This is a genomic window from Bradyrhizobium sp. Mp27 (genome assembly GCF_029953005.1).
Taxonomy (GTDB): domain Bacteria; phylum Pseudomonadota; class Alphaproteobacteria; order Rhizobiales; family Xanthobacteraceae; genus Bradyrhizobium; species Bradyrhizobium barranii.
In genome coordinates this window covers 1-14294 of the sequence record NZ_JASAUS010000167.1, presented here as the reverse complement: position 1 = coordinate 14294, position 14294 = coordinate 1, and the positions used below count along the sequence as shown (strand labels likewise).

The following is a 14294-nucleotide window of genomic DNA, read 5'->3' as shown; positions in this document are numbered from 1 at the left end:
CGGCGGCTCTTCTTCGTCATCTTCGCTCCTGATTCGCAGCAAGAATCCTCGCCGCTGTCAGGCAGAAAATCCACTCAAGCTACTGTCCGAATTTGCGGGGCCAGCTCTGTAGAGCATGGCAGCACGGCCGGCGATTTGATCGGCCGACTCAAGTGGCTCTGGCTTTCCGTTCGTAAAGGAGGTTGGGACTTGCACTACTGTCTTGACAGCAACCAGCTGCTTCGGAACCGTCAATACGAAGAGGAGCAAGCCAGCAAAGGACAATCCGAATATAGCCAGAAACGAGCGATGGTACAATAGTGCTACCTTCAGTAGATCGCTTGCGTTCATCGCGCCTCCGATGGGTTCCACCTCAGGTACCCACTCATCACTGCCGGTTGAGAATATAGAAGTAACGTTTTTTTACACAGTAACTTGATTCCGAAAAGCTTTTTCGTATAGAGCGTGCCCCTTGGGAAGAGGTTTATGGCTTCTCGGTGCCGGAGGTGTCTTGGCGCGGGCACATCTGGCGCAGTGGGTAGTTTTGCCGCTAATATGGCTGTGCCTCGATTATGGCTGTGCCTCGATGCGGCTGCCTCTCATTCGCGCAAATAGGATCGGCTGATGATTCGGTTTGGACTGCTCGGTTGCGGACGCATATCCAAGCGTCATTCCGACCTGCTCGGTGGGGGCCAAATCAAGGGTGCTACGCTCGTGTCGGTGTGCGATTCGATTGCCGAGCGGGCCGATGCCGTCGCATCAAGGTTTTCCGTCCCGGCCTTTTACGATTTGAATGACTTCCTATTGCAGAAGGACATCGATGCCGTCGCGGTGCTTACGCCCAGTGGGCTCCACCCCCAGCACGCGATCGCCTGCGCCAAGGCCGGCAAGCACGTGATCGTTGAAAAGCCCATGGCCCTACGGTTGCAGGATGCGGACGCCATGATCCGCGCCTGTGACGAGGCCGGTGTCAAGCTGTTCGTAGTCAAGCAAAACAGGTTCAACGTGCCAATCGTGAAAGCCCGTGAGGCTTTGGAAGCTGGCCGGTTTGGACGGTTGGTCCTCGGCACGGTGCGGGTGCGTTGGTGCCGCGACCAGAGCTATTACGACCTCGACTCCTGGCGGGGCACCTGGGCCTATGACGGCGGCGTGCTCACGAACCAAGCCAGCCATCACATTGACATGCTAGAGTGGTTTTTCGGCGATGTTGTGAGCGTCCACGCGCGAGCCACGACAGCGCTGGTCAAGGTCGAAACCGAAGATACTGCTGTGGCCACCCTGAAGTTTCGCAATGGTGCATTGGGAATCATCGAAGCAACTACCGCAGTCCGCCCAAGGGATCTTGAAGGCTCTCTCTCGATCCTGGGAGAGAAGGGCGCTGTGGAGATCGCCGGCTTTGCGGTCAACGAGATCAGGCACTGGCGCTTCGTCGATGAGCTGCCGATCGACAAGGTCGTCGTCGAGAGGTATTCGGTCAATCCGCCTAACGTCTACGGCTTCGGACACCAGGCCTACTATGAGCACGTGGTAGATTGTCTGCTGCACCAACGCGCCGCGCTGGTCGACGGGTTGCAAGGTCGCAAGAGTCTCGAACTCATCTCTGCGCTCTACGAGTCGATCGAGACGGGACAGGAAGTTGCGCTTCGCTTCGAGCCGCGGCGGAGCAGGCTCGGTGTGCTCTCGTGAGCGGCAGGCCGCAAGTCCACCAAGCCGGAGTGCGGGACGTCAAATTCGGTCAGCGGGTCAAATTAGTCGAGCCCTGCAATCTCTTCGGGTGCGAGATCGCGGATGACTGTTTCGTCGGCCCGTTCACCGAGATACAGACCGGCGCTGTCGTCGGCGCGCGAACCCGCGTGCAGTCGCACGCTTTCATCTGCGAACTGGTGACGATCGGCGAGGATTGCTTTGTCGGTCACGGCGTGATGTTCATCAATGATACCTTCGCCACCGGCGGCCCGGCCCGCGGCGACAAGACGTTGTGGCGGAACACAGTGATAGGTAACCGAGTGTCAATCGGCTCTAACGCCACCATCATGCCGGTGCGCATTGCCGACGATGTGGTGATCGGGGCGGGTTCGGTCGTCACCAAGGACATCGCGGCCGCCGGCACTTATGCCGGAAATCCCGCGCGCCGGTTGGCGCCCCGGAAGTAGAAGGTGGATTCATGCCGGTACCTTATGCGGATCTGCAGCTGCAGTATCAAAACATCAAGGGCGATATCGATGCGGCGATAGCCGCGGTAATTCGTGACAATTCCTTCATTCGCGGACCCTACGTCGATGCCTTCGAGCGAGACTTCGCCAAAGCAGTCGATATCAAGCATTGCGTGTCCTGCGCCAACGGGACCGACGCGCTCTATATTGCGATGTCGGCACTCAAGGTGCAGCCCGGCGACGAGGTCATCACCACGGCGCATTCGTGGATCAGCACATCGGCGATGATCACACATGCCGGCGCAACGCCGGTATTTTGCGACACCGACGGCGCGAACTTCACCATTGATCCGGCGGCGATCGAAGCTGCGATTACGCCGCGAACGGTCGGCATCATTCCGGTGCATCTGTACGGACAGCCGGCGGACATGGACGCGATCATGGCGATCGCGCGCAAGCACAAGCTATGGGTAATCGAGGACTGTGCGCAGGCACATCTGGCGCGCTACAAGGGCCGGCAGATCGGCACCTTCGGGCAGGCGGCGACCTATTCGTTCTATCCGGGAAAGAACCTGGGCGCGATGGGCGATGCCGGCGCCATCGTCACCAATGACGAGGCGTTGGCCGAGCACATGACTATGCTGGCTCGCCATGGCGGCCTCGTCAAACACCAGCACCAGATCGAGGGCATCAACAGCCGGCTCGACGGCCTGCAGGCCGCTATCCTGTCGGCCAAGCTGCCGCATTTGCCGGCTTGGACCCGGGCGCGCCAGGAGGCTGCAAAGGTTTACGACGCCGGCCTCAACCAGATCGAGGGTGTCGTTGTGCCTTCGGTTGCGGGGGACCGCACCCATGTCTATCACCTCTACACGATCAAGCATCCGCGCCGTGATGCGCTGGCCGCGTATCTCGGCGCCAAGGGCGTTCAGACCGCGATCAACTACCCGACGGCGCTGCCGTTCCTCGCCGCCTATGGACGGTTCAAGCACCTCCCCGAGCAGTTTCCGAACGCGCATCAGGATCAGGGCCAGATATTGTCACTGCCGATGTTCGCGGAGATCACGCGGGAGCAGCAGAGCGAAGTTATCGATCTGATTCGAACGTTCTGAATTCCGCAGCAATCAAGACAACCAGAGGCCTGATCGCCCACATGGCTGAGCCGGACGGCAGTTTTCGTCTATTGGGAAATTCCGCATGGAATGCGGCGGCCTTTGTCATCGGTGTTGGCTTGAATCTGGTGATCCTGCCGTTCGTCGTCTTCCGGCTGGGCCTCGCCGCGTTTGGCGTCGCCGGTCTGGTGATGGCCTGTCTCGCGCCCGCTCTGGCATTCAGCAATGCCCTCGCATTATCGACCGCGCGTGAACTTGCCCACCGCCTGGCGCCGGCCGAACGCGACGATGCCCGACGTTTCTTCGCCACGGCGTTGCTGCTGGCCGTCGGGATCGGGGGGCTGATCGTGATCGGCTTTGTCGCGGCTGGGCCGCCACTCGCGCGCCTTGCGTTTCATCTGAGCGGCGACAGTGCCAACGATCTCGGACGCGCTTTTGCCCTGGGGGCTGTCGGGTGGCTGTGCCAGTGCCTTTCGGCGGTGTTTCTCACGCTGTTCACAGCGCGCCAGGATTATCGGCGGATTTCCTCGATCAACATTACGAGCGCCGTCGTCGCGACGGGCTCGATGGTGGTGCTGATCCCGTTCTGGCCCCAGGCGTCGACGTTTCTCGGCTGCCAGGCGCTGGGCTTTGCGACAGGTCTGCTGATGGTGTTCGTGCTGTCGCGTCTGCGGCTCGGCGAATGGCTGGCGCGTCCAGCGCTTCATCGCGGCCCGCTTGGCGATCTCGTCGATGTGGGATCCTGGCAACTCGCCGCCCAAGGTGGGGGGCTGCTCTCGGGGCAGGTGGATCGATACCTGCTGGGCGCGCTGTTGCAGCCGCAGTTTGTCGGATTTTATACCATCGCGCAGCGGCTCGAAGAGGCCATGTATATTGGCATCCTGAAAGTCGGCGAAATCCTGTTCCCGTTTTTCAGCACCTTGCAAAGAGAATCCAGCGATCGGAAAGCCGAACTGTTGTTTCGCTCCTCCTGGATCCTCAATGTGCTTGCGGCGAGCGCCCTCGGGGCCCTGGTTCCGGTCGCCGGCCCGCTGCTTTATCTATGGACTGGCCCGGAAGTGGCGGCTGAAGCCCAGCGGGTGTTGGTCGTGCTCGCGATTGCCGGCATGCTTGGATGCAGCGCCAATGTCTTCGCATTCTATCTTCTGGCGCACGGCCAGTCCCGCTCCATTGCATTGATCTCGCTGGTGACAGCGGTGTTTACCGTGGCCACCAGCGCAATCGCGCTGCCCTATTTCGGATGGCAGGCAGCAGGCTGGAGCGCCTGCGTCGGCATGAGCGCCCAAATCGTCGCGACCAACCTGCTGCTGCGACGAAGTTTCAGCATCGCCGGCATGTGGTCGCGCGTGGCCCATTTCGTATTGCTGCCGCTCGGAACCGGCATTGCGACCGCCCTTGCGTTGCGATATGCGCTTCGCGACGCGTTATTCGACCATTTGCCGCACTGGTGGTATGTGGGGGGGCTCTATTGCGTTGCGGCCGCCATTATTTTCGTCGTCGTCGTTACGGCTTCGCGGGTTGGCCCGCACGGCGCCGTCTGCTGGCGGGATTTGCGCGTCATCGCTACTCGTTTCTTACCTCTGAGGGCTACGTAACCATGTGCGGGATTGCTGGCATCCTTAATATTCGCGGCAACCCGGTCGATCCCGCGGAAATTTCGCGGCTGACGAACCTGCTTGCGCATCGCGGCCCGTTTGGCGAGGGAACCTGGTTCAGCGCCAACCGAAACCTGGCTTTCGGCCACCGCAGGTTGGCGATCATCGATCCCGGCGAGGGTGGCTTTCAGCCCATGGTATCCGCCGACGGTCGTCATGTGATCGTGTTCAATGGCGAAATCTACAATTTCCTCGAGCTTCGGCGCGAGCTAGAGGCGCAGGGCGCGGTCTTTCGCAGCCAGTCCGACACTGAGGTCATTCTCGCCGCGTGGCGGGCGTGGCAGGAGGGGATGTTGTCGCGCTTCAACGGAATGTGGGCGCTGGCGATCTTCGATACAGAGACGGAGGGCTTATTTCTCGCGCGCGACCGTTTCGGTATCAAGCCGCTGTTGTATTCGTGGTCGCCAGAGCGCTTTGTTTTCGCATCCGAGCAACGCGCGCTGGTGCGAAGCGGCCTGATCGACACCGCGCTGGATGTCGATGTCGCACGGCGGCTGTTGATTGATGCTTTCGGGGTGGAAGGAAGCGAACGGACGCTCTGCCGGAAGGTGCGCCGCCTGCAGCCTGGTCACTGCATGTGGCTTCGTCACGGGCGATTGGAGATCCGGCGCTGGTGGCGCACCGTGGATCATCTGCCGGAGGTGCCGGCCACGGAGGGCGAGCGCGTCGAACGCTTTCGCGAACTGTTCCAGGATGCCGTCGCACTGCGGATGCGCAGCGATGTCCCGATCGGAACATGTTTGTCAGGCGGGTTCGATTCGTCAGCCGTGATCTGCACCATGGCGGCGCATGAAAAAGCGGGGATGGGACCGCGCGACAATGCCTCCTGGCGCCACGCCTTCGTTGCGACCTTTCCCGGCGCCATAAATGACGAGCGGCCCATGGCCGAGGAAGCCGCCGCCTGGGCAGACGTCGCGCCGTCCTTCCTTGAAATCGGCCGGAACGACGCGCTGGCCGATATCGACCGGATTTTGGACGACAATGACGACGTCTATATCGGGCTGCCAAGCGCGGCCTGGTTGATTTATCAGGAGCTCAGGCGCCAGAACGTGACGGTATCGCTGGATGGCCACGGGGCGGATGAGTTGATGGGAGCCTACCTGCAGGAGGGGCAATCGACGGCGTTTTGGGCCAGAAATGCACTCGCGGGTCTGTCGTCCAGTTCGGCAATTGCCAGGCGTGGCGTGGATTTGATGCGGACGCTGATGATCAAGCGGCAGGGGCATTATTTTTTACGCGGCGGTCTGCGTGGTATCCCGGCTCAGTTCAGCCTGGTCGGCGACGACGACCCACTGCCGCGTGACTGGGGGTCATTGAACCAGCGCCTCTATCGAATGTTCCACTGCACCATCTTGCCGACGATCTTGCGAAATTTCGACCGCCTTTCGATGGCGCACGGAATAGAGGTCCGGATGCCGTTCATGGACTGGCGCCTGGTGACCTACACGATGGCGCTCCCGGATTCCAGCAAGGCATCCGATGGCTACACCAAGGTCGTCGCGCGGCGTGCGATGGCCAAACATATGCCGGAGTCTATTCGCATGGGACGCCGCAAGGTCGGCTTCAATTCGCCGATGCCAGAGTGGTTGAACGGGCCGCTTTCCGGCTGGACGGCCGATTTGCTCGATCGGCAGGTTCCGGCATTCACCGAGCTGGTGGACGAGCCCGGTCTGCGCAAGACCGTCAGACGACTGACGTCTTCCAGGACCTGGGATTGGGAAACGGTCGGGCGAATCTGGCCGTATCTGAACATGAAGTGGATGCTGGCGAGGTATGCGTAACCCATGCGGTTATTCCAGAATAGCGGTCTCTATCCGTCCTATCTAAAACGCCTGAATCAGCTTGCCGCGGGAGCCCGCGGTTTCGCCGAGCGGCGCCGCATTTTCTTGGATGATCGGTTTGGCGCTCTGCATTTCCTCAAGCCGGTACTCGACGAAGCGCCGGAGGCCTTCTTCACCAATGGTGACGATGAAACCCTGCAGCGTCATTGGGCCCGCGAGCAGGGAATTCAGGGCAAGCCGCCGCTTGAGACCATATTGCTCGCCCAGATCGAGCATCACCGCACCGAGGTGTTCTATAATCTGGATCCAGTGCGCTATCCGAGCACGTTCGTGCGCAAGCTTCCGGGCTGCGTCAGAAAAACGCTGTGCTGGCGGGCTGCACCGTCGGGAAAGGCCGATCTGACGGCTTATGGCGCGGTGCTGGGAAACTTTCCCTCGATCCTGGATTCCTGGCGCCGCACCGGCTGTCGCGCCGAGATTTTCTTTCCTGCGCTCGACCCGCTGATGGAGAGCTATGGTCATGGCGATCGGCCGATTGACGTGCTTTTTGTCGGAGGGTATTCGCGGCATCATACCGCGCGGGCAAAGACGCTCGAGCAGGTGGCTAGTTTGGCCGATAGCCGCCGGATAGTGTATTGCCTTGACTCGTCGCGGCTGACATGGCTTGCGGAAAGCGCGCTCGGCAGCTTGCTGCCGTTAAGAAAGCATCAGCGACCCCAGGCCATTGCCAGCATCGCGCAACCGCCGGTATTCGGGAAATCGTTTTACGAACTTCTCGGTTCGTCAAAGATCGTGCTGAATGGCGCCGTCGATATGGCCGGCACCGACCGCGGCAATATGCGCTGCTTTGAGGCCATGGGGTGCGGCGCGCTCCTTTTGTCCGACGCCGGCAGCTATCCGGACGGAATAGAAGCGGGGCTGACCATGGAGATTTATGCTAGTCCCGAGCAGGCGACTGAAATCGCTTCAAAGTGTCTGGAAAGCTGGCCGGAATCGGCCGCGATGGCCGGCCGAGGACGAAGTCGGATCTCGGCGGCCTATGGCAAGGCTGCGCAATGGAAGCAGTTTGTCGATCTCGTCGTGAGGATCTAGTTGCCCGGAGAGTCCGCCGATCAGAGGATTTGGGCCTTGATCGTGCGCACAAATGATGAGTTCGCGGGCAGAACAACTGGAAGTTCATGACCTCGTACGCTATAAAAGCGGTGCCTTCCGACCGTGACAAGAGATTGTAAAGAATTGTGGCCACTGAGCATATTCCAACGAGCGAACTCAACGGACTACTCAGGACAATAACGCGTCCGATTCTCAAAATGCGGAAGCGGATAAATCTCCATCTCTTTGGCCAGCGGCTAATTGGACGCGCTACTTGTCGCATTGGGCAGGGTACCGTCTTGACGAGCGTCGCAAGAATAAAAAATGCCAGCGGAGACAGTGAAAAAATAAATATAGGCGCCAATACACATGTGTTCGGTGAATTGTTTGTCTTTGCGCATGGCGGACAAATTAACATTGGCGAATGGTGTTATGTGGGCGAGGGAACGCGAATATGGTCAGCGGCATCCGTCACTGTTGGCAATCGCGTACTAATTTCGCATTCGGTCAACATTTTAGATAGCCTGACTCACCCGATGCGGGCCGTTGATCGCCATGAACAGACTAAGCAAATCTACCAGATCGGCCATCCACAAAAGATTTCTCTCGGCGAACGTCCGGTCAGAATTTGCGATGATGCCTGGATCGGTGCCGGTGCATTTGTGTTACGCGGCGTCACTGTTGAAGAGGGGGCCATCGTCGCTGCGGGCGCCGTCGTTACCAAAGATGTCCCGCCATATACAATTGTGGGGGGCAACCCCGCGGTTATCATAAGAGAACTTTCTTTCGATGAACGCTGATTCCGAAAGGCCGACGTGGGAGGATGCGGTCGTCTGGCTACGTGATCAGCCTAACCAGCGGCAACTCGTGTTGGACGCTTACTATGACGACCCTTTAATCGCCGCGGCGGAACGTTATTTCGCCGGCGACGAGTGGCAGGCGGTTTCAAAGTTGCTGCGGGGCCGTAGCGGCCGGGCGCTTGACGTAGGCGCCGGGCGCGGCATTGCCAGCTACGCCCTCGCACGCGAGGGCTTTGCAGTCATCGCGCTCGAGCCGGACCCCAGCGCCATCGTCGGAGCGGTGGCGATCCGGACGCTGGCCGCCGAGGCCAAGCTGCCCATCGAAGTCGTCGAGGAGTTTTCCGAGCGCCTGCCATTCGACGATAGCGCGTTCGATGTCGTATTCGCCCGCGCTGTGCTGCACCACACCCGCGACCTCGACGGCGCCTGCCGTGAACTGTTTCGCGTGCTTCGTCCAGGCGGAATTTTCATCGCAGCGCGCGAGCACGTGATCAGCAAGGAAGCCGATCTCGGGCAGTTCCTCGATCAGCATCCGCTGCATCACCTCTATGGGGGCGAGCATGCGTTTCTTCTCGATCGCTATACCGGTGCACTTCGCGCAGCCGGGTTTGAGCGGGTAGAGATTCTCGCGCCATTGCAGAGCCCGATCAATCTGTTTCCCTATACGATTGACACCCTGCAGGCCGCTGTTGTGGAAAAGCTGTCGCGGAAAATTCCCGCCGGTCCATTGTGGCGCGCCGCGTTGGGTTCCAAGGCCGTCTTCACGTCGCTGCTGTCGGTGGCGGAAGCATTCGATAATCGTCCGGGCCGGCTTTATTCATTTGTCTGCCACAAGGCGTAAACATGACGATGTGGATCACGGGCGCCAACGGCTTCATCGGTCGACACCTGGTGCGCGTGTTGGCTGACCACGGCCATGCCGTACATGGCATTGGTCATGGCGCCATCAATGAATCTGAACGGCAGCGCATCGGTCTCGGGCAGTGGCTGAACGGGGAAATCGACGCGGCCAATCTCAATACGCTGGCCGGCCAATCCGGGCTGCCGTCCACGATTTTCCACCTGGCGGGCGGATCTTCGGTCGGATTGTCGATCGCGCAGCCACTTGAGGATTTTTCGCGCACCGTCGCGAGCACGGCTCGATTGCTGGAATGGCTTCGCGGCTTGGCGCCCGAGTGCCGGTTGATTGTCGCGTCCAGTGCGGCGGTCTATGGCGCCCATCATGCTGGCGCGATCTCAGAGGAGGCCGAAACGCGGCCGATGTCGCCATATGGCCATCACAAGCTAATTATGGAACAGCTCTGCCGCAGTTACGCGATCTCGTTCGGCATTCGCGCGACCATCATCCGGTTATTCTCAGTGTACGGTCCCTCACTCCGCAAGCAGTTGCTCTGGGACCTCTGTTCGCGTCTAGCGCAAGGCCAGCGCGAGCTCGTCCTGGGCGGCACCGGCAACGAAGCGCGTGACTGGATCGATGTACGGGATGTCGTGCGGCTGCTTGCGGGGGTCGCACGGACTGACGGGATGCCCCTGAAGGTGCTGAATGGCGGCAGCGGTATCCCTACCAGCGTTGCCGAGATCGCCGATATGGTGACAAAAGCCTGGGGCGGCGATATCGCAGTTCGGTTTTCGGGCCTGGTCCGTGCGGGCGATCCCTTCAGCCTAGTCGCCGACGCGGGGGAGCTTTCCGCCCTTCCGTTCAGTTGGCACATCCCGGTCCCGGACGGTATTACTCAGTATGTAAGCTGGTTCAAGGGGCAGAACTATTGAGCGACGCTCGCCCCATCCGGCTCGCCTTCACCTTGATTTCTCGCAAGGCTTGGGCGGGCGGCTACAACTATCAACTGAACCTGTTCCACGCACTTGCGAAATACTGCCCGGGCGCTATCACGCCCGTGGTGTTTGCGAGCGAAGCTCACGATGCTGGCGAACTCGCGCCTATTCGAAAGGTGCCGGGGGCCGAAACTGTTTGCTCTGTGCACTTGGATCGGCCTGCGCTGACCTCGTTGCTGCCGACCATGTTCGCTCAGGATCGCCGTGCGATTGCCAGCTTTCGCAACCACAAGATCGATGCGGTCTGGGAGAACGCCCGCTTCTTCGGATGGAAGTCTCCCTATCCGACGGTGGCTTGGATTCCTGATTTCCAACATCGGCAGCTGCCGCATCTATTCTCTAACAATGCGAGACGACGGCGTGAATTGGGTTTTCAGCTGCAGGTCCTGTCTGGCCGCACCATCATTCTGAGTAGCCGCAGCGCCGAGCGCGATTGCTTTTCTTACTATCCCCGGACGAAGGGCCGAACCGCCATCGTGAGGTTCGCCAGCGAGCCTTCGGCCGAATTGCTCAAGCTGGATCCGGTAGAAGTGCTCCAGAAGTATGATCTGCCGAGAACGTACTTCTATGTCCCCAACCAGTTCTGGCGCCACAAGAATCACAGGATTGTCCTAGACGCGCTTTCGTTGCTTGCGCAGCGAGGCGTCCATCCGGTTGTCGCTGCATCCGGCGGCGGTGATCCGAATGATCCGGAATATCTCGATCAAATCGTGCGTGAAGCTGCAGGCCGCGGCCTGGCACAGCAGTTCCGCTACCTCGGCATGATTCCGCTCGCCGAAGTCTATGCCCTACTGCGTTCCAGCGCAGCGCTGATTAATCCATCTCGCTTCGAGGGCTGGAGCACCACGGTCGAGGAAGCAAAATCGTTCGGCGTGCCGATGATGCTGTCAGATATCGACGTGCACCGTGAGCAGGCTGGAGAGCGCGCCCGCTATTTTGGCACCGACGATGCCGCAGCGCTCGCCGCCCATTTGCAGGATTTCACGCACCCCGCGTTTGTGGTGCGCGAGATGAACGATCAGTTGGGCGGGCGGGTGCGGGAGTTCGCCGAGAGCTTCTCCTCGACCATTAAACGGGTCGTTCGAGCGCATCGATATGGACTAGGTCTGCTGGAGCGCGCACCGCCATGAATCAAACGGTCGTCCTCGTCACCGGCGCAACCGGATTTGTCGGACGCAATCTTGTCCCGTTGCTTGAGAGCCGCGGCTATCGTGTGCGCCGGGCGCTACGGGCCGGCCGGGCCGGAGAGAACGATGTCGTGGTCGGTTCGATCGGACCGACCACCGATTGGGACGCTGCGCTCGCGGGAGTGGACGCGGTGGTCCATCTGGCCGCTCGGGTGCACCAGCCCAATGAAGAGCACGCCGCTGAGCTGTACGACGCGGTGAATACGCAGGGCACGATCCAACTGGCCCATGCCGCCGCGCGGGCGGGGGTGTCCACGTTCGTGTTTCTGAGCACGATCTTGGTCAACGGAAGCTCGACCGATGGGCGAGGGGCGTTCAAGCCGGACGACGCAGTGGTGCCGCGCGGCGTTTACGGACAGTCCAAGGCGGCGGCGGAGGCTGCCCTGCAGCGCCTGGCAGCCCAATCCAAGATGCGGGTGGCTGTGGTGCGTCCGCCGTTGGTGTATGGGCGCGATGCGCTTGGCAATTTTCGTTACCTCGTCGGCGTGATCGGACGGCGGATCCCGCTTCCACTTGGCCTCGTCGATAACAAGCGGGCGTTCGTCAGCGTGCAGAATCTCGCGTCCTTTGTCGCGCATCTGGTCGCTCTACAGGCGGTGCCTGCGTACCGGGTCTATCTGGTTGCGGATGACGAGCAGATCTCGACCCCCGCTTTCGTTCGCCGGATTGGCGAGGCGATGGACCGGACCGCCATCCTGTTGCCGGTTCCCTCGATGGTGCTGGCACTTGCTCTCAGGGCGATGCGGCCGGAGCTACGCCACAGCCTGTTAGGCTCCATGGAAGTTGATACGTCCGGCACGCTGTCGACCGGCTGGGCGCCACCGCTCAGCATGACCGAGGGATTGCGGCTAGCCGTCGGGCCATCGAGCTGAGCTCCTCCAGCAAAGGCAGGTTTGACCTTAGCGACCTTGGTGCTGCGCTCCAATTTTGCTCTAGCTGTCGCAGCTCTTCTGGCGAAGGGGCGTGGTGGCTTATTGTCGCTCCGCCAGATCGGGGTTGCGCAACAATTCGTCGATCAGCCCGGCATAGGCGTTCATCGCGGTCGTCCGGTCGAATCTCGCTGCCGCCTTCACCGCGCGTTCGGCCATGGCGGCGGCGTCGCAGCGGGATGCCGTGCGGATTGCGTCGGCGAGCTGATCGGCGCGGCCCGGCGTCACGACCCAGCCGAGCCCGTTCTCCACCACCGTCAACGCAGCCTCGGCCTCCGGCTCGGAGACCAGCGCCACGGGACGGCCGACCGCCAGCAGATTGTAGAACCGGCTCGGCACCGACACCCCCGCCACGTCCTTCCGGTACGGAATGATCCAGAGATTGGCAGCCGCCAGGAACGCCTCGAGCTCGGCATCCGCGACCCGCGCCACGAAGGACACATTCGGCAAGTTCGCTTCAGCCTGCAACTGCTTCAGCCGCTCGAAGCCGATGCCCCAGCCGGACAGCAGGAAGTGGATGTCCGGTTCGTTTTTCAAAAGGCGTGCCGCCTCGAACACGATCTCCGGATCATGGGTGAAGCCGAGATTGCCCGACAGGCCGACAATGAATCGCGCGGACAGCGCTTTACGGAACGGATTGTCCGGCGCCAGGGGACGTGCCGCGGGTACCAGCGTCGCCCAGTTCGGGATGAAACGGATCTTGTTCCGCCTCATGCCGGAATAGCTCAAGAGCGGCCGCTCCGCATCGCGGCCGATGGTGATGACGGCATTGAGCGCGCGGAACATCAGGCTGTTGGCCGCGCGCATCGTCAGCGTCACCAACGAGCCGGGCTTCAGGATCTCCGCCATCACGAGAACATCGGGGAAGAGGTCGTGCATGATCAGCGCCGAGCGCGCACCCCTCAGCCTTGCTGCCACCGCCACCGCATATGGCAGCATGAACGGCGCGGTGACGGTGAGCGCGACGTCACCTGCCCTAAGCTCCCGGATCAGCGCGAAGAAGGTGCGCGCCGCGAACAGCAGCTCGGACAATCCACGCTGCACCAGCGCGGCCTTTCCCGCCATCCGGTTCTTGATGGCAATCACGCGCGGCTTGCCCGGTCCGGTTTGCGAGGCCGGCAATTCGCCGGGCGAGCCCGACAGCACGACGACCTCGTGGTCGACGGCGACGCGGCAGGCGATCTCCGCCATGATCGCGGCGGTCGTGCTCGGATCAGGCGGGTAATGCTGGCTCGCGACGACGATCTTGCCTTGAGACTGCATGGTCAAGCCGCGGTCGACCCGAATTCCGGAACCGCATCCTTCAGGATCGTCTTGATCGTGGCCCGATCGTCCCGCGCGATCGCCTGCTCCAGCGCAGCGATCCATTTGCGCAGCGTCTGCATCGGCGGCTCGTTCGGCTGCGCGGCCATGATGCCGGCGACACCGATCTCGCGGGTCGGCTCCTCGGAAGCGAACAGGATCTCGTGCAGGCGCTCGCCCGGCCGCATGCCCGTGAACACGATCTCGATGTCGTAGCCGGGCTGGAGGCCCGAGAGACTGATCATGCGCTCGGCGAGATCGACGATCTTCACCGGCTGGCCCATGTTGAGCACATAGACCGAGACGTCGGGACGCTGCGTTCCGAGCGCATGCGTTGCCGCCGTAATGACGAGATCGCAGGCCTCGCGGATGGTCATGAAGTAGCGGACCATGTCGGGATGCGTGACCGTCACGGGGCCGCCGGCCTCGATCTGGGCCTTGAACTTCGGCACCACCGAGCCGTTCGACGCCAGC

14 protein-coding genes are annotated in these 14294 nt (G+C 61.3%); 12 read left to right on the top strand and 2 right to left on the bottom strand.

Annotated features, from left to right (window positions below; genetic code table 11):
- From QJT78_RS42720 to QJT78_RS42665, 12 genes are all read left to right on the top strand, one after another.
- Positions 1-300 (top strand): hypothetical protein (locus QJT78_RS42720; RefSeq protein WP_281460605.1); only part of this gene is annotated, 300 nt, incomplete at its 5' end.
- 303 nt (positions 301-603) lie between these two features.
- Complete coding sequence (locus QJT78_RS42715; protein WP_038945219.1) at positions 604-1665, top strand: Gfo/Idh/MocA family oxidoreductase; 1062 nt, start codon at positions 604-606, stop codon at positions 1663-1665.
- Complete coding sequence (locus QJT78_RS42710) at positions 1662-2132, top strand: acyltransferase (protein WP_038945218.1); 471 nt, start codon at positions 1662-1664, stop codon at positions 2130-2132. Before QJT78_RS42715 ends, QJT78_RS42710 begins: the two co-directional genes overlap by 4 nt.
- Before the next feature lie 11 nt (positions 2133-2143).
- Positions 2144-3241: a DegT/DnrJ/EryC1/StrS family aminotransferase gene (locus tag QJT78_RS42705; protein WP_038945217.1), complete on the top strand. Its 1098-nt coding sequence runs from the start codon at positions 2144-2146 to the stop codon at positions 3239-3241.
- Positions 3242-3282: 41 nt separating this feature from the next.
- On the top strand, positions 3283-4836 hold the full coding sequence (locus QJT78_RS42700) for an oligosaccharide flippase family protein (RefSeq protein ID WP_038945216.1): 1554 nt from the start codon (positions 3283-3285) through the stop codon (positions 4834-4836).
- A gap of 2 nt (positions 4837-4838) precedes the next feature.
- Positions 4839-6677, top strand: coding sequence for an asparagine synthase (glutamine-hydrolyzing) (asnB, locus tag QJT78_RS42695; protein WP_038945215.1), 1839 nt, complete (start codon positions 4839-4841; stop codon positions 6675-6677).
- 3 nt (positions 6678-6680) lie between these two features.
- Positions 6681-7769 (top strand): glycosyltransferase, encoded by a 1089-nt coding sequence (locus QJT78_RS42690; protein ID WP_038945214.1) that lies wholly within the window; start codon positions 6681-6683, stop codon positions 7767-7769.
- Positions 7770-8068: 299 nt separating this feature from the next.
- Entirely contained in the window at positions 8069-8569 is a 501-nt protein-coding gene (locus QJT78_RS42685; RefSeq protein ID WP_240537796.1) for an acyltransferase, read from the top strand.
- The gene (locus QJT78_RS42680) at positions 8559-9410 is read left to right on the top strand and encodes a class I SAM-dependent methyltransferase (RefSeq protein WP_038945212.1); all 852 of its coding nucleotides are present in this window, start codon (positions 8559-8561) and stop codon (positions 9408-9410) included. Before QJT78_RS42685 ends, QJT78_RS42680 begins: the two co-directional genes overlap by 11 nt.
- Positions 9411-9412: 2 nt before the next feature.
- On the top strand, positions 9413-10339 hold the full coding sequence (locus tag QJT78_RS42675; protein WP_038945211.1) for an SDR family oxidoreductase: 927 nt from the start codon (positions 9413-9415) through the stop codon (positions 10337-10339).
- Positions 10336-11532, top strand: a complete 1197-nt coding sequence (locus tag QJT78_RS42670; RefSeq protein WP_080586816.1) for a glycosyltransferase family 1 protein — start codon at positions 10336-10338, stop codon at positions 11530-11532. The genes QJT78_RS42675 and QJT78_RS42670 overlap by 4 nt, the downstream gene beginning before the upstream one ends.
- The gene (locus tag QJT78_RS42665) at positions 11529-12461 is read left to right on the top strand and encodes an NAD-dependent epimerase/dehydratase family protein (protein ID WP_038945208.1); all 933 of its coding nucleotides are present in this window, start codon (positions 11529-11531) and stop codon (positions 12459-12461) included. The genes QJT78_RS42670 and QJT78_RS42665 overlap by 4 nt, the downstream gene beginning before the upstream one ends.
- Before the next feature lie 99 nt (positions 12462-12560).
- Here the strand turns inward: QJT78_RS42665 and QJT78_RS42660 are convergent, their stop codons facing one another.
- Together QJT78_RS42660 and QJT78_RS42655 are read right to left on the bottom strand one after the other, a co-directional pair.
- On the bottom strand, positions 12561-13781 hold the full coding sequence (locus tag QJT78_RS42660; protein WP_212479356.1) for a glycosyltransferase family 4 protein: 1221 nt from the start codon (positions 13779-13781) through the stop codon (positions 12561-12563).
- 2 nt (positions 13782-13783) lie between these two features.
- Positions 13784-14294: polysaccharide biosynthesis protein (locus tag QJT78_RS42655; RefSeq protein WP_281460604.1), on the bottom strand; the 511-nt coding region annotated here is incomplete at its 5' end.